Genomic DNA, 23,475 nt, shown 5'->3' on the forward strand with positions numbered 1-23,475 from the left:
GTCCGTTCCATGACCGCCCCGGATACGGCGCCCCAGGCCGCCGTGCCCGTGACCTTCGACGACCTGTTCGGCTGGATCCACCCGGCCGCGGGCCGGCGCGGCGTGGTCCTGTGCGGCGCCGGTGGCTTCGAGCAGATGGCCGCCCACCGGCCTTGGCGCGCCCTAGCGGAACGGATCGCCGCGGCCGGCTGTCCGACCCTGCGGTTCGACTATCCGGGGGAGGGCAATTCGGGCGATGCCGGCGAGGCACGGCTCTCCGACCACGTCGCGGCGATCCGCCGGGCGGTGCGCTACCTGCGCGAGACGACCGGCGTCGAAGAGATCGTCCTCGTCGGCCTGCGGCTCGGCGCCAACCTGGCCCTGCTGTCGGCCCAGGAGGAGGCGGTCGACCGCTTGGTCCTGCTGGCGCCGGCGGCGACGGGGCGGGCCTATCTCCGCGAGATGCGGCTGCGTGCCCGGACGGTCGGCGGGGTCGCGGAGGGCGCGACCCCGAAGGCGGATGCCCACGACCTGTCCGTCGGCGGCTTCCGCATGGGCTCGGCCTTCCTGGCCGATCTCACCGCCCTGGACGCCGGCGCGATCGGACACGCACCGGCGCCGCGGACACTGCTCCTCGCGCCCGAGACGCGGACGCTGACGGGCAGGCTGACCGCCCTCGGCGGCATCGTGGAGACCGGGCCGCTTCCCGGACTTTCGCTCCTCGTCGGCGACCCGATCTTCGCCGAGGTTCCGGAGGCGGATTTCGAACGCATCACCGCCTTTGCGACGGACGGCCTCACGATCGCGGGCACCGCCGCGCCGCGCCGCATTTCCCCGGCGCGCCTGGACGGCGCCGGCTGGTCCGAGACGCCCGCCCGGTTCGAGCCGGACCTGTTCGGCATCCGCTGCCTGCCCCGGCGGCAGGACCCCGGCGCACCGACGGTGGTGTTCGTCTCCACCGGCATGACCGTGCATTCCGGCTGGGGCCGCCAGACCACGGACCTCGCCCGCAGGCTCGCCGGGGAGGGCGTTCCCTCCTTGCGCTTCGACCTCGCCGGCATCGGCGACAGCGGTCGCCGGCCGGATGCACGCAAGCCCCCCTACGCTCCCGACGGCTTCGCGGATGTGAGCCGGGCCCTCGATCACCTCGCCGAGGCCCGAGGCCCCATCGTCCTCGTGGGCAATTGCAGCGGCGCCTACGCGGCGTTCCAGGCCCTTTGCCGCGATGCGCGCGTCGACGGCGCACTTCTCGTCAACCTCTACTGCTTCGACTGGGACCCGAACGAGGATGTCGACGCCGTGATCCGCCAGACCGTCGGCAGCACCGGCACCTACGCGTCGCTCCTGAAGCGGGGCGCGACGTGGCGGCGGCTCCTGCGCGGCGAGATCCACGTGCGGGCGATCGGCGGGACCCTCGCCAGGCGGGGGCTCGAGACGGCCATGCGGCGGCTGCGGCGGCTGATGAACCCGATCTCTCCCGGCGGCTCCGTCGCCCGGCGGGTGGCCCGGCTGCGGCGGCGCGGCGCCGAGATCCGCCTCGTCTACAGCGCCGACGATCCCGGGCTTGCGGCCCTGCGCCGCCATCTCGGCCGCTCGCCCGGCCGAGCCGACCGGCGCCTCGGCACGCCGGTGGCGATCGTGCCGGATGTGGACCACAACTTCAGCTCGGCCGCGGCGCAGGCGATGCTCGGAACCCACCTGCGTGACCTGCTGCGCGCGGTTCAGGAAGCCCGGGCCTCCCGGACCGAGGCCCGGACACCCGCCGACGCCCGCTCCCGGACCGCCGCCGTCGCGGGCCTCGCGTGAGCGGCCTCACCCGGCGGGCGGCCCTGGCCCTGACGGCCGGGATCTTCGCCGCGCGGGCCGAGGCCGCAGCCTCGCCGGTGCACCGCTGTGAGGATCTGATCGACGCCGTCGGCATCAACGTGCATTTCGGCCATGGGGGCTCGCCCTATGTAGAGCGCTTTTCCGCCTGCGCCGCCGCGCTCGACGACCTCGGCGTGCGCCACCTGCGCGACGACATCGTCCTCATGGGCACGGAACCGGCCGGGCAGTTCGCGCGGATCGCGGAGCTCGCCCGCCGGGGCTACCGCTTCAGCCTGGTGTTCTATGACGGCCTGACGCCCGGTCCGCGGGTGTCGCCGGAGCGCTTCGCCGAGATCGCCGACTGGGCGGAGGATGGGCTCGTGGTGGCGGAGGGCGGCAACGAGCCGCCGGTGGCCGCGAGGCCCGGCCTCGCCCGCCTCTCCGCCGAGCATCAGGCGGCCCTGTTCCGCGCGGTGCGGAGCGACCTGCGCCACCGCTCCGTCCAGGTCGCCGGCCCGAGCTACATCCAGGCGAACATCGCGGCCGCGGAGAACCTGTCCGGCTCGGTTGATCTCGCCAACGTCCATGCCTATCCGGGGTCGGAGCACCCCGAAACCCGGGGAGCGGGCAGCCTCGGAGGCTTCCTCGCGGCGGTGCGGCCGGTCTTCGGCACCGCCCGCGCGATCGTCACCGAGAACGGCTATCACACCGCCCTGGCGTCCACGAGCGCGCATCTGCCGGTCTCGGAGGGCATGCGCGCCCGCTACCTGCCGCGCATGCTGCTGTGGAGCTATCTCCAGGGCGTGCGGCGGACCTACCTCTACGAGCTGATCGCGTCCTTCGAACGGGGCGACACCGACCCGGAAAGCCGGTTCGGACTCCTCGCCCACGATGGCACGGCGAGCCCGTCCTTCGCCGCCGTGCGCGGCCTGATGCGCCTGTTCGGCGGGAGGGCGGAGGAGGCGGGCAGCGCCCGGGACCGGATCGACGTCGCGCTTCCGGCGGGGGTGCCCGACCTCGTGGCGGCGAGCTTCCGGCGCGCGGACGGCGCCCTGCTGGTTCCGATCTGGCTCGGCATCGACGGCTGGGACCGCAGCGCCCGGGCGCCCCGGCCGGACATCGCACCGCGGTCCGTGGAGGTCCGCCTCTCGAGCCCGCCCCGGAGGTTGCGCCTGCACCGCTTCGGCGACGACGGCAGCGTCCGCGTCAGCCCGCTGCCGCCGACGCAGATTCCCACCGTGGCGGCCAGCGACCGGCTCGCCGTCCTGGAGGTCTGGTAGGGGCCCTCAGGGCGCCGTCTCGTCCACGAACCGGACACCGATCTCGCCGAGCTTGCGCCAGGCGACCCGGGCCGGGTGCCGCTCGCCCTGTGGCTCCAGCAGCAGGGTGAAGCGGTCCGGGATCCCGACGACGCTCGCGACCCGCAGGCGGGCGCCGGAGGGCGAGCGGTTGCGCAGCGTGCAGTCGATGACGCCGCCGCCGTCCAACGCGATCTTGCCCGCCAGCAACGTGCGGGCGCGGGGCTCGGATCGTCTCTCTTCCATCGCTCGGCGCCGTGATGTTTCGGGTCGGCCGTTCGTAGGGTCGAAGTGGTTACGACTCGGTATCGCGGACCGGACCATGGGACATCATCGGAATTGTGCGCCGATCATCTCATCGGTGCGCCAGACGATGCTGCAAACCTTCACGCCATCGAGGGGAGGGGCCGTGAGCAGGAAGGTGGTCGGCACGAGAGCGGCATCCGGCAGGGTGATCTTGACGCCGCCGAGCGAGAAATCATGCACCAGGCAGGCGATCTCGGTGTGCTCGTCGACGGTGATGCTGCCGGTCTCATCGGATCGGAAACGGGGTTCGGCACGGCGCTCCGAGGGGGGCGCTTGCAGGGATGCTTGCATGGAATGGGTCCCGAGGCGGGTCTGACGAGGCAGGATCCGCTGGCGCGCAGCAAGGACCGCCTAACCCGGTTGCTCAAATTGTCGGCACCCACGAAAAAGTCCGGGATCGGCGGAGGCGGCGTATACGACAGGGTCGCGTCGAGGTCGCGCCGTGCCCGTACTGCCGGATGACAGATGCGCGCGGAGCACAACCCTCGGCTGGAACCGGGCCGCAGGACGACCGGTTCGGCAGGGGGACAACCGGAGCCGAACGCCATGAAGATCGTCACCGTCGCGGACCTCATCGTCGACACCCTCGACCAGGCCGGCGTCCAGCGGATCTACGGCATCGTCGGCGACAGCCTGAACGCGCTGACCGAGTCGCTGCGGGCGCGGGGCACCATCGACTGGGTCCATGTCCGGCACGAGGAGGTGGCGGCCTTCGCGGCGGGGGCCGACAGCCAGCTGTCGGGCAAGCTCGCGGTCTGCGCCGGGTCCTGCGGGCCGGGGCACGTCCACCTCATCAACGGCCTCTACGATTGCCACCGCACCCGCACCCCGGTGCTGGCCATCGCGGCGCATATCCCCTCCTCCGAGATCGGCTCGGGCTACTTCCAGGAGACGCATCCGGGCGAGCTGTTCCGCGAATGCAGCCACTATTGCGAGATGGTGGGCGACGCCTCCCAGCTGCCGCAGGTGCTGGAGAACGCCATGCGGGCGGCGATCGGCCTCTCCGGGGTCGCCGTGGTGATCATCCCGGGCGACGTCGCCCTGATGGATGCGCCGACCCGCGGGGTCGCCCCCAATGCCGGGCTGATCCCGCCCAGGCCCGTGGTGCGCCCGGCCGAGACCGAGCTCGACGCCCTCGCCGAACTGCTCAACGGCTCGGAGCGGATCACCCTCCTGTGCGGGCGCGGCTGCGCAGGCGCCCATGCCGAGCTGCTCCGGCTCGCCGAGGCCCTCAAGAGCCCGATCGTCCATGCGCTGGGCGGCAAGGACGTGGTCGAGTACGACAACCCCTACGATGTCGGCATGACCGGGCTGATCGGCTTCCCGTCGGGCTATGCCGCGATGATGTCCTGCGACACCCTGCTGATGCTGGGCACCGACTTTCCCTACCGGCAGTTCTACCCGCAGGACGCCAAGATCGCCCAGGTCGACATCCGCCCGGAGCAGCTCGGGCGCCGGTGCAGGCTCGATCTCGGCCTCGTCGGCCACGTCGACGACACCATCCGGGCGCTGCTGCCCAAGCTCACCCACAAGGCCGAGCGCAAGCATCTCGACGCGGCCCTGAAGCACTACGCCAAGGCGCGGGAGGACCTCGACGACCTCGCCACGGGCGCGCCGGCGACGGGCTGGTTCGGCCGCAAGTCGGCCAAGCAGCCGATCCACCCGCAATACCTGACGAAGCTCGTCAGCGAGGCGGCCGCCGACGACGCGGTGTTCACGGCCGATGTCGGCACCCCGACGATCTGGGCGGCGCGCTACCTCAAGATGAACGGCCGGCGCCGGCTGATCGGCTCCTGGGTCCACGGCTCGATGGCCAACGCCATGGCGCAGGGCATCGGCGCGCAATCGGCCTATCCCAACCGGCAGGTGGTGTCCCTCTCCGGCGACGGCGGCTTCGCCATGCTGATGGGGGACCTCCTCACCCTGCGCCAGCAGACGCTGCCCCTCAAGATCGTGGTCTACAACAACGGCACCCTCGGCTTCGTCGAGCTCGAGATGAAGGCCGCCGGCTACCTCGAGACCGGGGTGTCCCTCGACAACCCGGACTTCGCCGCCATGGCCCGCGGCGCCGGCATCCACGCCGTCCGGGTCGAGGACCCGGCCGAGCTGGAGGCGGCGGTCCGCGAGGTGATGGCCCATCCCGGCCCCGCCCTCCTCGACTGCGTGGTGGCCCGCCAGGAACTCTCGATGCCCCCGAAGATCGACGGCAAGCAGGTGAAGGGCTTCAGCCTCTACGTCCTGCGCGCGGTGATGAGCGGCCGGGGCGATTCCGTGCTCGACCTCGCCAAGACGAACCTGCTGCGGTGAGGGGAGGCCCCGGACGGTCCGGCTTCGGCAGGCCCGTCCGGAGGCAGCCGGCCCGAGCCACGGGTCCCGCGTCGCGGCCGGGCGCTGGCTCTCAGTTCGCGCGTCGCGACAGCGAGATCGCGTAGGCCGGCGAGCGGATGGCGAACATCGGGTCGTCGGCCGGCCCGGCGACGCCGTTCGGCAGGTCGACGACGGGGTCGAAGGTGGCGGCGTCGCAGGTGGCCGCCGGCTCGAGGGCGGCAATCGACAGGGTGCCGAGCGTGACCGACTTGCGGTCTGCCTCCGGCCATGGCGCGGTCGGATCAGCGGTCGGGTCCCCGGCTTCGCCGAGGATGGCGACGAGGTCGAAGCGGGCCGGGCCTTGGGCGAGGCGCTCCTTCAACTCGTCGGCGTAGAAGGTGTCGGGCTTGGCCTTGGCCTCCTCGTCGCTGAGCCCGAGCTGACCCGCCGCCGCAACGGTCTTCAGCTTGGCCACCGTTGCCGTCCCCTTCGCATCCGTGAGAGTGTAGGCGTGGACGCCCCAGTAATCGACGCCCGCGTAGCTCGCCGGGATCGGGCGTGCGTTGAGCCAGGCGGCCTGGCGCGTCGTCTCCGGGTTGGCGGCCGAGAACGCCTTGATCTTCTCGGCATCCGGCTTCCCGTCGGGTCCGGGCGCCCGCACGGTGGCGAAATCGAGCAGTTGCTGAGGCGTGCGCGTTCCGAAAACCGGCGCCGAGATGAACACGAAGACCATGTCTCCGCTGGGGTCGGCGATCCGCATGGAAAAGCCGCGCGTGACGGGCTTGGCCTTGTCGGAGACCTTCGGATTGCTGCCGCCCATGGAGAAGCGCGCCGTCACCGGCAGGGGTTTTCCGGCTCCCTCCTTGCTGAAATGCGGTGCCTTCGACAGGCCGGCCGCCTCGGCCGAGGGCGTGAAGCTGCCCTTGACGCAGACGCCCTTGGCCCCGCTTCCCCGCACGTTCGGCTGATTGCCGCCGGCCTTGAACAGCGCGTCAACGATGGCCTGCGTCTCGGGCTCGGCGACCGCGTTCGTTGCCCAAACGAGGCCGGCAACACAGCCGAGAAGAACAAGGTTCGGTTTCATCGTATCGCCAGCCCCACGGAAACGGTCGGTGTCAGAGGATATCTGGGCGAGCACCCTGGGCTAGACCCAGGGTGCAGGCCGAACAGGGCTCAGAAGCCTCCGAACTTGTAGTTCAAGCCGGCGCGGACGATGTTGCCCTCCGTCGTGAAGCGACTGGTGTAGGAGCCGTTGACGGGCGCTGCGCCGGTGAAGTTGACGAGCACGTTGCGCGAGCCGAGGTCGTAGTGAAGGTATTCGACCTTCATCGTCACGGCGCTCGACTTGAAGAAGTTGAAGACGCTGTCCGTGGCGAGGGCGTACTCGATGCCGCCACCGTAGGTGTAGCCGGTCTCGATGCCGCTGAAGGTGCCGGCATAGGCCAGCGGACGGGCCGCCGCGTTGCCGAAGAACTGCGCGTCGTAGCCTACATTGCCGTAGGCGAAGCCGCCGGTTCCGTAGATCATGAACCGGTCGAAGGCGTAGCCGACGCGACCGCGCACGGTGCCGAGGAAGTCGAGGCTCTGCCGGAAGGTCGAGGGATCGTTCAGGGCGCTCAGGTAGGAGCGGGTGCGAGCCAGATCGGTGTAGGCCGCATCCGCCTCGAGACCGATCACGATGCCGGAACCGGGCGTGAGCTGGAAATTGTAGCCGACCTGGCCACCGCCCGTGAAACCTTCCTGTTCCGAGCGGATTGCCGGCGTGCGCCGGAGGGTGGCTACGTTGCCGACGGTGCTGGTGTTGAAGGGCGCCACGACGGCTGCGGCGCCGGGACCGTTGTTGCCCACCGTGCGGATGGTCTGATCGTCCGAGAAGGCATAGCCGGCGTTGATACCGAAGTAGGCGCCCGTCCAGGTGAACACCGGAATGGGCGTGAACACCGGCGGCGGAGCCTGGCGACGAGGCAGATCGGCGGCCGCGGCAGCGCTCGTGAGAAGCGCAGCAGCACTGCCGGCAAGGAGCAGCGTCTTGAGCATCTGAGGGGCTTTCGTGTTCAGGACTTCTGGGGTGGCGAAACGGCGCCCGCCTGAACTCGGCATGCCCCTCCCATGAAGCCCTGCATAGATCTTGCTGTGATTTTATCTCTGTTCTGAAAGAAAATGCTCTGATTTCAGGCGCGTTCGTGCCTTCGATGCAACATAAACAGCGAGTAATTCAATCGTCCATGAAATTTACGTGATGTGGGATTAAATCCAAATCCTGATTCTCACCAATTCTGCGCGATCGTCAGCTTGTGGATCACTTCAGACCGCACAGCACGCATTGGTGAGGGATCGGCTTGCCGGAACCGGAAGCGAAGCGGCCTTCGCGCGCCGCGCCCGGACGCCGCCCTCGCGACGGCCCGCCGAGCGCGGCACGGCAGGAGGGCGACCGTGCCCGCGCCGGTTCGCCGAGCGGCCCTGGCAGCACCGGCCGCAGCGGCCGCGAGGATGAAGCGCGCCCCGAAGCCTGCCATCCCGATCTCCTCTCACGAGCCAGACTGCTGCGAACCGGCGGCGAGACCGTCGCCGCGTTCGGTCTCTGCAAGCTTCAGGCGCGAAGGCGCGGCCCCAGCCCTGCCTGACAGGGCGACCGGCCGGAGGTTCCGATCCTGGTGCAGGCGCTCTGACACGACGGGCCAGCGTCCGCTCACCCCGCTCGTTCGCTCGGCGCTGAAGCAGACGTCGTGCGGGGCACCGAGCGCCGGAGGCCGTTCCCCTACGTGCTCAGGTTGAGCCGGTAGCGATAGGCGTCGCCCCGGAACAGGCCCTCGACATACTCGATCATCACCGAGTCCTGGTTGTAGCTGTGGCGCTTGATGAGCAGGCAGGGGAGGGGCTGCGCGAAGGCGAAGATCTCGCACTCGGCCGCCGTCGGCAGGGTCGCCTCCACCGTCTGCTCGCAGCGCACGAGGCGGCCGCCCGGGTGCCCGGCCAGGAAGGCGTAGACCGAGCCGGAGAGGTCGCCGGTCTCCAGGGCCGGCACGGCGCGGATGTTGTACCAGGCGACCTCGCGCGACATCGGCACCCCGTCGCCGGCGCGCACGCGGGTCAGGCGCAGGAACGGGGCCGTGGAGGGCAGGCCGAAGATCGAGGCGATCGAGCGGTCCTCGGTGACCACCCGCTCCAGGATGCGCGAGGAGGGGATCTTCCCCAGTTCCCGCATCTCCTCGGTGAAGCCCTTGAGGCGGTCCATGCCCGGGCGCACCGGCTCGGGGCGGCGCCGCACCAGGAAGCCCGAGCGCCCGCGCGGCACCAGGAGCTCGTCGTCGCTGAGCTCGGCATAGGCGCGCTGGACCGTGACGCGGCTGACGCCGAGGCTGTCGGCGAGCTGGCGCTCGGCCGGCAGGATGACCCCCGGCGGCAGCGAGCCCGACAGGATCAGCTCGCGCAGCTGCTCCTCGATCTGCCGGTACAGGGGCATCGCGGTGTCGCCGCGCAGCCGCAGGAGGGACAGCACCGAGGGGCGGTCGCCGCCGGCGGCATCCGGCCCGTCCGCGCCGTCCATCGTCCGATTCCTGGGGCGCACTTCCAATCGACCTCCGGTCGTGATGCTTATACCGGATCAGCTCGGGGTGCTCCATGCGGGTCTTCGTCATCGGCAGCTTCGTGATCGCCTGCTCGGTCAAGGTCCCGCGGCTGCCGCAGGCGGGCGAATCCCTCGGCGGCTCGGCCTTCCTGGCGGAGCCCGGCGGCAAGGGCTTCAACCTCGCGCTGGCCGCGCACCGGCTCGGCGTCGCGGTGGACGGGCTCTTCGCGGTCGGCGAGGACGTGTTCTCCCCCGTGGTCCGTTCGACCTTCGCGCGGGTCGGTTTCCCGGCCGACATGCTCGTGCCGCACGAGGGCTCGACGGGCGCCGGCGTCGCCTTCGTGGATCCGGCCGGCGAGAACTGCCTCGCGGTCTGCCTCGGCGCCAACCTCGCCCTCACGGCAGAGGACGTCCGGGCCGCCGTCGCCCGCATCCGGAGCGCGGACCTCGTGGCGGCGACCTTCGAATCCCCCGACGCCCCCATCCGCGAGGGCTTCGCCCTGGCCCGGGCGCGGGGCATCCGCACCCTGCTCAACCCCTCGCCGGTGCGCGCCCTCGACCCGGCGATCCTGGCCGACACCGCGATCCTCGTCGTCAACGCCGTCGAGGCGGCCGCGCTCGGCCTCGGGCCGCCCGAGGCCATCGCCGCGGCCGGCACCGCGACGCCGGCCATCGCCGCGCTCCTCGCGGGGGGCCTCGAACTTCTGGTGGTGACGCTGGGCGCGCGCGGCGCGATCGCCTTCCGCCCCGGGGCGCCGCCCCTGCGCCGGCCGGCCTTCGCGGTGGCGGCCGTCGACACGGTCGGGGCGGGCGACGCCTTCGCGGCCGGCCTGATGGCGGCCCTCCTGGCGGAAGCGCCCGTCGAGGAGGCCCTGCGGCAGGCCGCGGCCTGCGGAGCGCTCGCCACCGGTCAGTTCGGGGCCTTCGACGCCTTCCCGACCGCCGGGGCGATGACCGCCTTCCTGGGCGGTGCCGGGCAGCGGCCCGCGCCGGCCCTCAGCACTGCGCGGGCTGCCCGCTGAACATCGAGAGCGAGGCGACGATGCTCAGGAGTTCCGCCTGCCGCTTGGTGCCCGTCTTGATGAAGATCGAGGTGAGCTGGGTGCGGACCGTGCTGGTCTGGACGCCCACGCTCTCCGCGTAGGTCTGCAGGCGCAGGCCGCCGGCGAGCGCCTGGAGCAGGCGCGCCTCCGCCGGGGTGAGGTCGAACAGGAGGTTCAGGAGGCCGTCGTCCGGGGCCGCCCGCGCCCCCACCTGCACCAGGATGAGCAGCACCGCCGAGGCGTCGAAGACGTCGCCCGGGTGCCGGTCGAAGCGCAGGATGTGGGCGATGTGGGCGCGGTTCTCGGAATAGCTGCGCACCGGCATGGTCTGCACCGCGCGCCGGCCGCCGACGACGTTGGCGATCGCGTCCTGCAGCAGCTTGCTGTTGATCAGGCTCTTGAAGACGTGGCCGCCGTGCTGGCCCGAGGTCAGCACCTCCTCCCGCTCCTGCAGGCGGGCATTCATGGTCAGGACCCGCCCCGAGGCCGACAGGATCGCGGCGGGCAGCCCGATCCGGTTGAGCGCCCGGGTGGTGACGCGAGCCCGCTCGGAGCCGAACTGGGCGCTGAGCTGGCAGGCGCGCACCAGGTGCGGACGCAGGGCGTCGAGCCGGGGCAGGATGGCGGGCTCGTGCGGTCCCGTCTCGGCCCGGCGCTCGACCGTGACGATGGCCACGTCGCCGGTGGGCAGGGGGATCGTCGTCCCCGCCTGCCAGAACGGCTCGTCGACCCGGCAGGGCCGTCCGTCATAGGAGCCCGGCACCAGGTCGACGTCGCGCACGAAGCCCGCATGGGCGAGGGTGCGCCACTGCGCCGTGCGCCCGCTGCCGCGCCAGGAGGCCGCCGCCGTGCGGTGACGCAGGCGCTGCTCCAGGGCCGGGGAGGCGATCCAGCGGGGCATGCCGACGGGCGGCAGCACCATCAGCACGCCGCCATCCGAGTTCGCCGTGTCGCCGAGGCACTGGAGGACGTCCGGCCAGAGGTCGGGCGTGCCCGCGGCCTCGTAGATCCGGTCGATAAGAGCTTCCCGCACCGGCTCGCTCCACGCTGATCTGGCTGATCGCGATAAGACCAATATCAGTCCAAAACCTGCGACGGTATCCTCCAAATGGGGGATGCCGTGGGCGGGAAGGGGTCGGCCGGGTCCGGCCCTCGCGGTCCCGACGCGGCGGCGGGCCGGGACGGGGCGGGCCGGCCCGGCCTCCGGGGGACCGGGCGCGCCCGGGCAAAGCCCTGGGGGCACGGCGTTTTTCCCTGCCGACCGGAGCGGCTGCCGGGGCACCGGGGGCGCCCTCCGCCGGATGGATGATGCCCGCCTTCCGGCCGCCCCCGAGACTGCGCGCATTCGGGAGGAAACAATCATGAGAATGCTCGTCGCCAGCGTCATCGTCGCCCTGTCCTGCACCGTCGCGCGGGCCGACGAATTGAACGACCTGCCGGACCTCGCCTGCGCGCAGGCCTCGTCGGCCGTGGAGCGCGCGCAGATCGGGTGCCCGGACGCGAATCACGCGACCGCGGAACCGCGCGGCGGGCGCCCCGCATCGCCCCTCGACCGGGCCGAGGACGACTGAGCGCGCGTGCGGGGCGCCATGAGCGTCATCGCCACGGCCCTGTTCGCCGGCGCGGGGCTCGGCCTGTCCATCGCGGCGCCGATCGGCCCGACGAGCCTGCTCTGCGTCCAGCGCACCCTGGCGGCCGGCCTGCCCACCGGCCTCGCCACCGGCCTCGGGGTCGCCACCGTGCACCTGACCTACGGCACCGTGGTGGTGGGCTGGGGCACAGACCTGGTCACGGCCTGGTCGAATCTCGCCCTGTTCTCCCTCGTCTCGGGGGCGGTGCTGCTCGCCCTCGCGGTCCGGGTGCTGCGCAGCGTCTCGGTCCTGGGCGCGACGGGCGAGGGCCGCCGCACCCTGGCGGCGAGCTATGCCAGCGCCGTCGGGTTGGCCCTGGCGAACCCGGTCACCCCCGTGCTGTTCCTGGCCGCCATGCCGAGCCTCCTCGCCCACGGGGCGGCGCCGCTCCCGGTGCTGGTGGCCGGCGTGTTCCTGGGGTCGTTCGGCTGGTGGGTCACCCTCAACACCGCGGTCTCGCTGTTCCGGGGCTGCGTGACCAGCCGGGTCCTGAACCGGATGAACAAGGCCGCCGGCCTCCTCCTCGCCGCCCTGGCCCTGAGCCTGCTCGCCCGGGGTCTGGCCGGCAGCCTGGACCGGCCGCTCCCAGGCCCGGGTCCGAGCGTCCCGACCGCGGGCCCGATCCCCGGCTGAGCCGCGCGCGCCACCGGCGGTCGGAGGGGAGGGCGGCGGACGGGCGCCCCGCCCATGGCGCCCCGCCCATGGAGCCCCGCTCATGGAGCCCGTGCCGGGATCGTGCGACCCGAAACGCCTCGGCCCGGTCCCCACGGCCGGAGGAGGGTCCCGTGTCGCGCCGCCTGACCTACGCGCTGCTGGCCGCCGGCGCGCTCGTCCTCGTCCTCGCGGCCCTGCCGTTCGTCCTCCTCCTGGGGATCATGACCGCCGGCGAGGACCGGATCGGCACCGTCCGGGATGCGGCGACGGCGGATCTGCCCGGCCTGCGCCTCACCCTGGAGCGCCGCTTCGCCCACCCGTTCCTGGCCGAGTACCACCGCAGCCTGACCGCGACGCAGGATCAGGGCGGCGCGACCCGGATCGACCTCGGGATGGACACGGGCGGCCTGACCCGCGTCACGGTCTGCCGGACCGGAACCGGCACGCTCCTCGTCCACGATGCCTGGGCGACCTACGCCCTGGCCCCCGGCCCGACGCGCCCCACCCTGACGCCGGAGCCCGCCGCCACGGACCCGTGCCCGACGCCCCTGGGCGCCTTCGACGTGGATGGGCAGAAGGACCTCGGCTTCCGGGCGCGGTCGTGAGGGAAGCAGGCGCTCCGGCGAACGGAACCCGGGCTCTCGGAGACGGCGTTCGGCGGGATCGCCGACGCGGCCCATCCCGCGCAGCCGCGACGGCAGGCGGCGGCCGGGGCGCGCCTGCGGGTTCTCACCGCTTGCAGCCCTGGTTGCTGAGGCAATTGGCGTAATACCGGAAGCACTCGGCCTGGCAGTTCTCGGCTTGCGCCTGGTTCTGACTCGGTATGTTCGCGCAGGATTTCCTCTGGCACGCGATGACGCTCGCGCCACATTCCCGGGTTTGTGATTCCGTGCATAGAGCCCTGACATTGGGCTGAAGACCTTGCGCCGCGGCGCCATCACAGACGACAAGTACAGCAATTATGGACAGAAAAGCTGGCGCCGCGAACGCCAGCGGACCACGTATCTGCGGCATGGAAACATCACCTGTTTTCACCGCAGGTCCCGAGATTCCTGGCGATCTGTCGGCGATTCCCGATCGATGCTGTCAACGTCTCCGAATTGCGGCCGAGGTGCAATCGCTCTCGACGGATCGACTTGGAGAGCGCGGATCCGAGGATCGAAGGATGGCGGTCGCCCCCGGCGCGCGTCGGATCGAAGGCGCGGGAGCCGTCCTCGCCTCGATCGTCTTCCCCGATGGCGAGGCCTTCCGGCGAGCCAGCGCGGACGGCTCGTCCGATGTCGGACGAGCCCATCGGCAGCCTGCCAAGATTCCGATCGTGCACCCGGGTCCGGGCAGGTCGGCGGAGCCCGGCGGCAAGCAACCGGCGCGACGCATTTCAGACGATGCGCGCGGAGCCGAGGACGAAGACCCGGCGGCCCGCTCCGGCGGCCGCCGGGACACCATCCCACGGGTCCGCGCACGCGAATCCGGTTTCCCCTTTCCCACCCGATGCTCTAAACCCGGGCCAAGAGTAGAACATTTCCAAAGCGGCCGGCGGGGCGTCCCGGTGGGCGCGGGACCAGGGAACGCCATGCGCATCGGACTGTTCGTGCCGTGCTACGTCGATGCCTTCGAGCCCGAGGTGGGGATCGCCACGCTGGAGTTGCTCGAGCGCTTCGGCCTCGACGTGGACTACCCCTTCGACCAGACCTGCTGCGGCCAGCCGATGACGAACACCGGCTGCCACGCGGAAGCCGCCGCCACCGAGGCGCTGTTCGTCCGGAACTTCGCCCCGTTCGACTACGTCGTGGCCCCGTCCGGCTCCTGCGTGCACCAGGTGCGCGAGCACCTCACGGCGATCCCGCAGACGGACGAGGTCAAGGCCGTGCGGGCCAAGACCTTCGAGCTCGTCGAGTTCCTGCACGACATCCTCAAGGTCGAGGAATTCCCCTGGGCGGAGTTTCCCCACAAGGTCGGCTACCACGGCAATTGCAACGCGCTGCGCGGCATCCACCATGCCCGGCCCTCCGAACTCAACGCGCCATTCTTCTCCAAGCCCCTCGACCTCCTCAAGAAGGTGAAGGGCATCGAGATCGTGGCGCCGGCCCGGCCCGACGAATGCTGCGGCTTCGGCGGCACCTTCTCGGTGTTCGAGCCCGCCGTCTCGGCCAAGATGGGCTACGACAAGGTCTCCGACCACGCCCAGGCGGGGGCCGAATACGTCGTCTCGGCCGATTCCTCCTGCATGATGCACCAGAAGGGCTGCGCCGACCGGATCGGCGTGCCCCTCAAGTTCATCCACATCGCCCGCATCCTCAATGGAGCGATCGCATGAGCGCCTCCGACGAACTACGCCCGGACGACCGTCGGCCGGGCGACGCGTCCCGCCGCGACGGCGTGATCCATCCCGAGGTGCTGGCCCCGACCGACGAGAGCGAGCGCGGCCAGGACGGCCGGCGCCTGCAGCATGCCGAGGGCGCCTCGCGGCCGATCTCGGCCGGAGCCATCTCCCCGAAGGCCCCCCGGGAGCCGCAGCCGCGCGGCGCCAAGATCCGCGGCGACCGCCCCATCGACCAGGGCGAGGCCGCCGAGCGCTTCCTCGCCGCGCCGATGCACCAGAAGGCGCACGACGCCCGGCTCTGGGACCTGCGCTCGAAGCGCGACACCGCCGCCTTCGGCATCCCCGAATGGGAGGAGCTGCGCGAGCTCGCCTCGCAGATCAAGACGCATACCCTGGCCAATCTCGACCGCTACCTCGAGGAGTTCGAGGCGCAGGCCAAGGCCAACGGCGTCCAGGTGCACTGGGCCGCCGACGGGGCCGAGCACAACCGCATCGTCTTGGGGCTCCTCAAGGATCACGGCGCGAAGTCGCTGATCAAGTCGAAGTCGATGCTCACCGAGGAATGCGGCTTCCGGCACTACATGGCCGGCACCGGCATCGAGGTGATCGAGACGGATCTCGGCGAGCGCATCCAGCAGCTCGACAACGAGGAGCCGAGCCACGTGGTGGTGCCGGCCGTGCACAAGACCCGCTTCGACGTGGCCGAGGTCTTCTCCCGCACCATGGGGACCGACCCGGAGAACGACGACGCCCACTACCTCGCCGAGAGCCAGCGCATGCACACGCGCCCGCTCATCCTGGAGGCGGATGCGGGGCTGACCGGCTGCAACTTCGCCATCGCCGAGACCGGCACGGTGGTGACCTGCACCAACGAGGGCAACGCCGACCTCTCGGGCAACGTGCCCAAGCTCCAGATCCACTCCATCGGCATCGAGAAGCTGATCCCGCGCATCGAGCATCTCGGCGTGTTCCTGCGCCTGCTCTCGCGCTCGGCGCTCGGCTCGCCCATCACCCAGTACACCTCGCATTTCCGCAAACCGCGGACTGGCTCGGCCATGCACTACGTGCTGGTGGACAACGGCCGCTCCGAGCGCCTCGGCATGGAGGAGTTCTGGACCTCGCTGAAATGCATCCGCTGCGGCGCCTGCATGAACACCTGCCCGGTCTACCGGCGCTCGGGGGGCCTCTCCTACGGCGCCACCTATTCGGGGCCGATCGGGCTGATCATCGACCCGACCTTCAACAAGCGGAAGTATTCGACCCTGCCGTTCTCCTCGACCATGAACGGGAGCTGCACCAACGTCTGCCCGGTGAAGATCAACATCCACGAGCAGATCTTCGCCTGGCGCAAGGTGCTGGCCGAGGAGCACCAGATCCCGCTCCTGAAGCAGGGCATGATGAAGGCGGCGGGTCAGGTGCTGAGCCGCCCGGCGACCTACCGCGCGGCCATCGGCGCCGCCGATTCCGCGCTCAAGGTGCTGCCGCGCTTCGCCGTCTACAACCCGCTCAACACCTGGGGGAAGGGCCGCGAGATGCCCGAGGCCCCGCGCCAGACCTTCCACGCCTGGTACAAGCAGAACCGCATGGCGAAGGCGGGCGGCAGGACGACGGGCGGCAAGGCGACGGGCGCCAAGACGACGGGCGGCAAGGCGACGGGTGGCAAGACCGCGGCCAGCAGGAACACCGAGGGAACCAAGTGAGCGTCCGCGAAGCCACCCTGGCGCGCATCCGCCGGAACCGCCCGGCCGGCGAGCACCCGCTGCCGGAGGTGCCGCTCTTCGCGCCCCTCGTCGGCGACGACCACGTCGCGGAGTTCGGCGAACGCCTCAAGCGCATGGGCGGCACGCTCGCCGAGGCGAACCCGGGCGGGGACCTCTTCGCCAGCGTGCGCGAGCGCCTGGACGGCGCGACGGTCATCGCCTCCGCCGTGCCGGAGATCGCGGGCAACCGCGACCTCGGCGCCGTCGCCAGGCCGCAGGACCTCGCCGACGTCGACGTCGCCATCGTGCGGGCGGTGTTCGGGGTGGCCGAGACCGGCTCGGTGCTGTTCACGCAGGCCGAGCTGCGGGTGAACGCGGTCGCCTACCTCGCCCAGCACCTCGTGGTGCTCCTCGACCCGGCCGACATCCTGGTGAACATCCAGGCGGCCTATCGCCGCCCGGATTTCGCCCGCGCCGCCTACGCCGTGCTCCACACCGGCCCCTCGGCCACCGCCGACATCGAGGGCGTGCTGATCCACGGCGCGCAGGGGGTGCGCTCGCTCACCGTGATCCTGGCCCCGCGGGGCTGAGGATCCGCTTCGCGACGTTGCCCCCACAGGCGCGATCCTTGCTATGCTGACGGCCATACCCGACGGCCAGGACCCGACAGCAAGGAGCGGATGGTGCGCTATCAACTAGGCTGCAATCTATCCTACAACATCCTCTCGGACACGACCTTCATCTTCAACCTCGAGGTCGCGCGCCTGCGCAGCGTCGAGATCCTCAGTGAAAGCCTGGTCCTGTCGCCGAACCTGAAGCGCGACATCTACGTCACGCCCGATCTCCAGAACCGCTATCTCGGCGTCAACGTGCCGGTGGGGCAGTTCGCGCTGGAATACAATGCCGAGGTCGAGCTCACCGTGCACCGGGCCGACCCGGCGACCATCGACGAGACCCCGATCGCGCAGCTCCCCCTCGACATCCTGCCCTTCCTGCTGCCGAGCCGCTTCGTCTCCTCCGACCGGCTGACGCCCTTCGCGCTGGCCGAGTTCGGCGCCCTGCCGAAGGGCCACCAGCGCGTCAACGCGATCTGCAACTGGATCCACGACCACCTGACCTACCAGCCGGGCACCAGCGACGGCGAGACCACCGCCGACGAGAGCCTGCTGAAGCGGGCCGGCGTCTGCCGCGACTTCGCGCATATCGGCACCGCCTTCTGCCGGGCCTTGGGCATCCCCGCCCGCTTCGTCAGCTGCTACGCCCACGGCCTCGTCCCGAGCGACTTCCACGCGGTGTTCGAGGCCTATCTCGACGGGCGCTGGTGGCTGTTCGACGCGACGCGCCAGGCCGACCTCGACGGCCTCGTGCGGATCGGCGTCGGCCGCGACGCCGCCGAGATCGCCTTCTCGACGCCCTGGGGCAACATGCAGCCCGTCAACCAGCAGATCCGCATCGTGCGGGCGGACGGGCAGGGCAGCCCGGCGCAGCGCACCGTCGACGCGATCTCCACCGAGGAGCCGGCCCCGCACGCGGGCGCGGCCTGACGGAAAGAGGCGGCTTCCTCGGAGGCTGCCGCGGCCTCGCAAAAGCTCCGCGGCCTTGCCGAAGAAGCTCCGCGGCCTTGCCGAAGCGGCCCCGGGCGCGATGTGGATCGTTCAGGGAGGGCATCGCGCCATGGCCTATCGTCACGTCGTCGGTCCGCGGACCCACGTCTTCGCCGATCTCGCGACCCTGATGGCCAAGGCGACGCCGGTGCGGTCCGGCGACCGGCTCGCGGGCATCGCCGCCGAATCCGCCGAGGAGGAGGTGGCCGCGCGCTGGTGCCTCGCCGAGGTCCCCTTGCGCGAGATCCTGGCGAGACCCCTGATTCCCTACGAGGCCGACGACGTCACCCGGCTCGTCCTCGACACCCACGACGCGGCGGCCTTCGCGGAGATCGCCCCGCTCACCGTGGGCGACTTCCGCGAGTTCCTGCTCACCGCCCCGTCGGAGACCCTGGCCCGCATCGCCCCCGGCGTCACGCCCGAGATCGCGGCGGCGGTCTGCAAGCTCATGCGCAACCAGGACCTGATCCTGGTGGCCCGCAAGTGCCGGGTGGTCACGCGCTTTCGCAACACCATCGGGCTCCCCGGGCGCCTGGCCGTGCGGCTGCAGCCCAACCACCCCACCGACGACGCCGCCGGCATCACGGCCTCGATCCTCGACGGCCTGTCCTACGGCTGCGGCGACGCGGTGATCGGCCTCAACCCGGCCTCCGATTCCGTCTCGACCCTGAGCGGCCTGCTCCACCTCTTCGACGACCTGATCCGGCGCCTGGAGATCCCGACGCAGGGCTGCATCCTCACCCACGTCACCACGACGATCGAGGCCATGAACCGGGGCCTGCCCGTCGACCTGGTGTTCCAGTCGATCGCCGGCACGCAAGGCGCCAATGCCGGCTTCGGCGTCACCCTGCCGATCCTCAAGGAGGCGCACGAGGCGGCCCTCGCCCTGAAGCGCGGCACGGTGGGCGACAACTGCATGTATTTCGAGACCGGGCAGGGCTCGGCCCTCTCGGCCGGCCAGCACCACGGCATCGACCAGCAGACCCTGGAGGCCCGGGCCTACGCGGTGGCGCGGCCGTTCCGGCCCCTCCTGGTCAACACGGTGGTGGGCTTCATCGGGCCGGAATACCTCTACGACGGCAAGGAGATCATCCGGGCCGGGCTGGAGGACCACTTCTGCGGCAAGCTGATGGGCGTGCCGCTCGGGGTGGACGTCTGCTACACCAACCACGCCGAGGCCGACCAGAACGACATGGACACCCTGCTGACCCTGCTGGGGGCGGCCGGCTGCAACTTCATCATGGGCGTCCCCGGCGCCGACGACGTGATGCTGAACTACCAGTCCACCTCGTTCCACGACTCCCTCTACCTGCGCGAGGTGCTCGGCCTGAAGCGCGCCCCGGAATTCGAGGCCTGGCTGGCGCGGATCGGGCTCACCGACGCCGACGGCGCCCTGCTGCCGGAGGGGCCGAGCGCCCGGCTCATCGCCGCCGCGCCGGGCCTCGCCCGGTCGGGCCTCGCCGCATGAGCGCCGACCGCCCCGGGGCGGCACCCGATCCCTGGGCGCGGCTCGCCCGCTTGACGCCCGCCCGCATCGGCCTCGGCCGGGTGGGCTCCGGCCTGCCGACCCGGGAGGTGCTGCGCTTCGGCCTCGCCCACGCCCAGGCGCGGGACGCGGTGCACACGCCCCTCGACGCCGAGGCGGTGGCCGCCGGCATCGCCGCCCTCGGGTTCGAGACGATTCCCGTGGCCTCCGCCGCCCCGGACCGGGCGACCTACCTGCGCCGGCCCGACCTCGGCCGCGCCCTGACGGAGGCGGGCGCCGCGGCGCTGGCCGCCCGCGGCGACGGCCCGGTCGACCTCGCCCTCGTGGTCGCCGACGGGCTCTCGGCCCGGGCCGTGCACGAGGGGGCGGCGGGCTTCCTCGCCGCCTTCAAGCCGCACATCGACCGCGCCGGCTGGCGCCTCGCACCGGTGGTGGTGGCGACGCAGGGGCGGGTGGCCCTGGGCGACGGCATCGGCGCGGCGCTCAAGGCCCGCGCCGTGGTGATGATCATCGGCGAGCGGCCCGGCCTGTCCTCGCCGGACAGCCTCGGGCTCTACCTCACCTTCGGCCCGCGGGTGGGGCGCTCGGACGCCGAGCGCAACTGCATCTCGAACGTGCGCCCGGCCGGGCTCTCGCACGATCTCGCGGCGTTCAAGCTCGACTGGCTCCTGACCCAGGCCTTCGCCCTCGGCCTCTCCGGCGTGAACCTGAAGGACGGCAGCGGGCCGGCCCTGGACGCGGCCCCCGGCCTGCCCCGGCTCGGCGACGGATCGCCGGCGGAGGCGGACCCGGCCTGAGGCGGCGATCCGTCGCCCGCGGGCCCCCCGCTCCCGCCATCGCATCGGCTCGCTCGGAAGATCTGCCGCGCCGAAGCGTGGCTGTGGCGGGGTCGCAACACCCCGAAAGCATCCCGACTTTGCCTTGGGAGACCCCTCTCGCCGCCGCGATCCCGCCATAAACCGGGACCACCTCAGCAAGCGCGGTAAACGATAGTTCCCCCAACGCTTTACCGCGGAGTTCAGACGCTTTCCGAGAAACGGTCCGGTGGGGCCGCGCGCCGTGGCTGTCCACGGAGCGCACCCATCTGTTCGCGGTCGCTCCGAACCCACACATGCGTATCAGGCCGGGGTGGTGAGACGAACGATGGACGCGCGTAAAACCGACAAGTCGAAGCTTCCCAGCCGCCACGTCACGGAGGGGCCCGAGCGCGCTCCCCACCGCTCGTACCTCTATGCCATGGGCCTGACCCGCGAGCAGATTCACCAGCCGCTGGTGGGCGTCGCCTCCTGCTGGAACGAGGCCGCCCCCTGCAACATCTCGCTGATGCGCCAGGCGCAGGCGGTGAAGAAGGGCGTCTCGGCCGCCAACGGCACCCCGCGCGAGTTCTGCACCATCACGGTGACGGACGGCATCGCCATGGGCCATGCCGGCATGCGCGCCTCGCTGCCCTCCCGCGAGGTCATCGCCGATTCGGTCGAGCTGACCATGCGCGGCCACGCCTACGACGCCCTCGTGGGTCTGGCCGGCTGCGACAAGTCCCTGCCCGGCATGATGATGTCGATGGTGCGCCTCAACGTGCCGGCGATCTTCATCTATGGCGGCTCGATCCTGCCCGGCTCGTTCCGCGGCCGCCCGGTGACGGTGCAGGACCTGTTCGAGGCCGTCGGCAAGGTCGCGGTCGGCGACATGTCCCTCGACGATCTCGACGAGCTGGAGCAGGTCGCCTGTCCGTCGGCCGGCGCCTGCGGCGCGCAGTTCACCGCCAACACCATGGCCACCGTCTCCGAGGCCATCGGCCTGGCGCTGCCCTACTCGGCCGGCGCCCCGGCGCCCTACGAGATCCGCGACAGATTCTGCATGACGGCGGGCGAGAAGGTGATGGAGCTCATCGCCAAGAACATCCGTCCGCGCGACATCGTCACCCGCAAGAGCCTGGAGAACGCGGCGGCCGCCGTCGCGGCCTCGGGCGGCTCCACCAACGCGGCCCTGCACCTGCCGGCGATCGCCCACGAATGCGGCATCAAGTTCGACCTGTTCGACGTGGCCGAGGTGTTCAAGCGGACGCCCTACATCGCCGACCTGAAGCCGGGCGGACGCTACGTGGCCAAGGACATGTTCGAGGTCGGCGGCATCCCGCTGCTGCTGAAGACGCTCCTCGACCACGGCTTCCTGCACGGCGACTGCATGACGGTCACCGGCCGCACCATGGCGGAGAACATGGAGAAGGTGCACTGGAACCCGGACCAGGACGTCGTCCGCTCCGCCGGTACGCCCCTGACCCCCACCGGCGGCGTCGTCGGCCTGCGCGGCAACCTCGCGCCGGAGGGCGCCATCGTGAAGGTGGCGGGCATGTCGGAGGAGAAGCAGGTCTTCACCGGCCCGGCCCGCGTCTTCGACGGCGAGGAGGCCTGCTTCGAGGCCGTCCAGAAGCGCACCTACAAGGAGGGCGAGGTGCTCGTCATCCGCTACGAGGGTCCGAAGGGCGGCCCCGGCATGCGCGAGATGCTCTCCACCACCGCGGCCCTCTACGGCCAGGGCATGGGCGACAAGGTCGCGCTGATCACAGACGGACGCTTCTCGGGCGCCACCCGCGGCTTCTGCGTCGGCCATGTCGGGCCCGAAGCCGCCATCGGCGGCCCGATCGGCCTGATCCGCGACGGCGACGTGATCACCCTCGACGCCATCAAGGGCACCCTCGACGTGGCGGTCTCGGACGAAGAGTTCGCACAGCGCCGGGCCGCCTGGACCCCGCGCACCAACTCGGCCACCTCCGGCTACCTGTGGAAGTACCAGCAGACCGTGGGTCCGGCGGTGAACGGCGCGGTGACCCATCCGGGCGGCGCCGAGGAGACGCACACCTATGCGGACATCTAGGACAGCCCACGGCCGCGCCATGCGGCCGGCGCGGGCCGCCCGGGATCGGCCGCTGGCACGCATGGGCCGGCGCCTCGCCGCGGCGGCGGGGCTCGTGCTCCTCGGCCTGGCTCCGGCGGCGGCGCTGGACGCCACCGCCCGGACGCCCGTTCCGAGCGGCAGCTACCGCAGCGCCCGCGAGGCCCTGCGCATGGGCGTGCGCGACTACAATGCGGGCGACAAGGAAGGCGCCGCCCGCGCCCTCGAATACGCTGCCGACCAGGGCCATGCCCTGGCGCTGTGGAAGCTCGGGCGCATGTATGCCGAGGGCGACGGCGTGCCCCACGACGACCTCAAGGCGTTCGAGTTCTTCTCCCGCATCGCCGACGACACCACGGACGAGGGTCCGGACGCCCAGAACTCGGGCGTGGTGGCGAGCGCCTTCACGGCGCTCGGCGCCTACTTCCTTGACGGGATCAAGGGCACCTACGTGCGCCCAAATCCCGAGCGCGCCTACGACATGTTCAATTACGCGGCCTCGTATTTCGGCGACCCGAACGCCCAGTACAACCTCGGCCGGCTCTACCTCGACGGCACCGGCGTCGACACCGATGCGCGCCAGGCCGCGCGCTGGTTCAACCTCGCCGCCGAGAAGGGCCACGCCCCGGCCCAGGCCCTGCTCGGCCAGCTTCTCGTCAACGGCCAGGGCGTGCCGGCCCAACGGGCCCGCGGGCTGATGTGGCTCTCCATGGCCCGGGACGCCGCGCAGGGCCGCAAGGACGACTGGATCGTCGCCCTCTACGAGAAGACCTGGGCCTCGGCCAGCGAGGAGGACCGCGCCGCCGCGATGGCGCAGGCCTCCCAGACGTCCGCCCAGGTCACCGGGTCGGCGCGCCGGCGGCGCTGACCCCGCGAAA

Annotated in this window: 21 protein-coding genes; 15 read left to right on the plus strand and 6 right to left on the minus strand. The window is 71.5% G+C overall.

Translation table 11 applies throughout. The annotated features are described in order from the left end of the window. Positions 1-9: 9 nt before the first annotated feature. Together ASF49_RS07245 and ASF49_RS07250 are read left to right on the plus strand one after the other, a co-directional pair. Positions 10-1,785, plus strand: coding sequence for an alpha/beta fold hydrolase (locus ASF49_RS07245; protein WP_056469929.1), 1,776 nt, complete (start codon positions 10-12; stop codon positions 1,783-1,785). Further along, complete coding sequence (locus ASF49_RS07250; protein WP_056469932.1) at positions 1,782-3,065, plus strand: hypothetical protein; 1,284 nt, start codon at positions 1,782-1,784, stop codon at positions 3,063-3,065. Before ASF49_RS07245 ends, ASF49_RS07250 begins: the two co-directional genes overlap by 4 nt. A 6-nt stretch (positions 3,066-3,071) precedes the next feature. Here the strand turns inward: ASF49_RS07250 and ASF49_RS07255 are convergent, their stop codons facing one another. Both ASF49_RS07255 and ASF49_RS07260 read right to left on the minus strand, forming a co-directional pair. Next, positions 3,072-3,329: a PilZ domain-containing protein gene (locus tag ASF49_RS07255; RefSeq protein ID WP_056469934.1), complete on the minus strand. Its 258-nt coding sequence runs from the start codon at positions 3,327-3,329 to the stop codon at positions 3,072-3,074. 84 nt (positions 3,330-3,413) lie between these two features. After that, positions 3,414-3,680, minus strand: a complete 267-nt coding sequence (locus tag ASF49_RS07260; protein ID WP_156652908.1) for a PilZ domain-containing protein — start codon at positions 3,678-3,680, stop codon at positions 3,414-3,416. A gap of 255 nt (positions 3,681-3,935) precedes the next feature. On the opposite strand from ASF49_RS07260, the gene poxB reads away from it, so the two are divergent. Beyond that, positions 3,936-5,696, plus strand: a complete 1,761-nt coding sequence (poxB, locus tag ASF49_RS07265; protein ID WP_056469937.1) for a ubiquinone-dependent pyruvate dehydrogenase — start codon at positions 3,936-3,938, stop codon at positions 5,694-5,696. Between the two features lie 91 nt (positions 5,697-5,787). Here poxB and ASF49_RS07270 read toward each other — a convergent pair whose 3' ends face one another. The 3 genes from ASF49_RS07270 to ASF49_RS07280 all read right to left on the minus strand — a co-directional run bounded on the left by ASF49_RS07270 (position 5,788) and on the right by ASF49_RS07280 (position 9,243). After that, positions 5,788-6,780 carry a catalase family peroxidase gene (locus ASF49_RS07270; protein WP_056469940.1) on the minus strand — a complete coding sequence of 331 codons (993 nt, stop codon included), beginning with the start codon at positions 6,778-6,780 and terminating at the stop codon, positions 5,788-5,790. Positions 6,781-6,869: 89 nt separating this feature from the next. Beyond that, entirely contained in the window at positions 6,870-7,733 is an 864-nt protein-coding gene (locus ASF49_RS07275) for an outer membrane protein (RefSeq protein ID WP_056469944.1), read from the minus strand. A 721-nt stretch (positions 7,734-8,454) separates the two neighbouring features. Beyond that, positions 8,455-9,243 carry a GntR family transcriptional regulator gene (locus tag ASF49_RS07280; protein ID WP_056469947.1) on the minus strand — a complete coding sequence of 263 codons (789 nt, stop codon included), beginning with the start codon at positions 9,241-9,243 and terminating at the stop codon, positions 8,455-8,457. A 74-nt stretch (positions 9,244-9,317) separates the two neighbouring features. Here ASF49_RS07280 and ASF49_RS07285 point away from each other — a divergent pair, with 74 nt between their 5' ends. After that, positions 9,318-10,286 carry a PfkB family carbohydrate kinase gene (locus ASF49_RS07285; protein ID WP_056469950.1) on the plus strand — a complete coding sequence of 323 codons (969 nt, stop codon included), beginning with the start codon at positions 9,318-9,320 and terminating at the stop codon, positions 10,284-10,286. On the opposite strand, the gene ASF49_RS07290 is transcribed toward ASF49_RS07285, so the two are convergent. Beyond that, on the minus strand, positions 10,261-11,340 hold the full coding sequence (locus ASF49_RS07290) for a helix-turn-helix transcriptional regulator (protein WP_056469953.1): 1,080 nt from the start codon (positions 11,338-11,340) through the stop codon (positions 10,261-10,263). The genes ASF49_RS07285 and ASF49_RS07290 overlap by 26 nt on opposite strands. Before the next feature lie 328 nt (positions 11,341-11,668). Between ASF49_RS07290 and ASF49_RS07295 the strand changes: the two genes are divergently transcribed. The 11 genes from ASF49_RS07295 (at position 11,669) to ASF49_RS07345 (ending at position 23,465) form a co-directional block, all read left to right on the plus strand. Next, entirely contained in the window at positions 11,669-11,878 is a 210-nt protein-coding gene (locus ASF49_RS07295; protein ID WP_156652910.1) for a hypothetical protein, read from the plus strand. 18 nt (positions 11,879-11,896) lie between these two features. After that, on the plus strand, positions 11,897-12,571 hold the full coding sequence (locus ASF49_RS07300) for a LysE family translocator (protein WP_056469959.1): 675 nt from the start codon (positions 11,897-11,899) through the stop codon (positions 12,569-12,571). Between the two features lie 152 nt (positions 12,572-12,723). Continuing rightward, positions 12,724-13,197 (plus strand): hypothetical protein, encoded by a 474-nt coding sequence (locus ASF49_RS07305; protein WP_056469963.1) that lies wholly within the window; start codon positions 12,724-12,726, stop codon positions 13,195-13,197. A 968-nt stretch (positions 13,198-14,165) separates the two neighbouring features. Next, on the plus strand, positions 14,166-14,909 hold the full coding sequence (locus ASF49_RS07310) for a (Fe-S)-binding protein (RefSeq protein ID WP_056469966.1): 744 nt from the start codon (positions 14,166-14,168) through the stop codon (positions 14,907-14,909). Further along, on the plus strand, positions 14,906-16,615 hold the full coding sequence (locus ASF49_RS07315; protein ID WP_243214608.1) for a lactate utilization protein B: 1,710 nt from the start codon (positions 14,906-14,908) through the stop codon (positions 16,613-16,615). Before ASF49_RS07310 ends, ASF49_RS07315 begins: the two co-directional genes overlap by 4 nt. After that, positions 16,612-17,205, plus strand: coding sequence for a LutC/YkgG family protein (locus ASF49_RS07320; protein ID WP_056469969.1), 594 nt, complete (start codon positions 16,612-16,614; stop codon positions 17,203-17,205). The genes ASF49_RS07315 and ASF49_RS07320 overlap by 4 nt, the downstream gene beginning before the upstream one ends. 93 nt (positions 17,206-17,298) lie before the next feature. Then, complete coding sequence (locus tag ASF49_RS07325) at positions 17,299-18,159, plus strand: transglutaminase-like domain-containing protein (protein WP_056470106.1); 861 nt, start codon at positions 17,299-17,301, stop codon at positions 18,157-18,159. 130 nt (positions 18,160-18,289) lie between these two features. Further along, a complete protein-coding gene (locus ASF49_RS07330) occupies positions 18,290-19,687 on the plus strand; it encodes an ethanolamine ammonia-lyase subunit EutB (RefSeq protein ID WP_056470108.1) in 1,398 nt (465 codons plus the stop codon). Continuing rightward, entirely contained in the window at positions 19,684-20,502 is an 819-nt protein-coding gene (gene eutC, locus ASF49_RS07335; RefSeq protein WP_056469972.1) for an ethanolamine ammonia-lyase subunit EutC, read from the plus strand. The genes ASF49_RS07330 and eutC overlap by 4 nt, the downstream gene beginning before the upstream one ends. Positions 20,503-20,848: 346 nt before the next feature. Further along, positions 20,849-22,579: a dihydroxy-acid dehydratase gene (gene ilvD / locus ASF49_RS07340; RefSeq protein ID WP_056469976.1), complete on the plus strand. Its 1,731-nt coding sequence runs from the start codon at positions 20,849-20,851 to the stop codon at positions 22,577-22,579. Further along, positions 22,566-23,465 (plus strand): tetratricopeptide repeat protein, encoded by a 900-nt coding sequence (locus tag ASF49_RS07345; RefSeq protein WP_056469978.1) that lies wholly within the window; start codon positions 22,566-22,568, stop codon positions 23,463-23,465. Before ilvD ends, ASF49_RS07345 begins: the two co-directional genes overlap by 14 nt. The last annotated feature ends 10 nt before the right edge of the window (positions 23,466-23,475 follow it).

This window comes from Methylobacterium sp. Leaf104, assembly GCF_001422885.1.
Classification (GTDB): Bacteria; Pseudomonadota; Alphaproteobacteria; order Rhizobiales; family Beijerinckiaceae; genus Methylobacterium.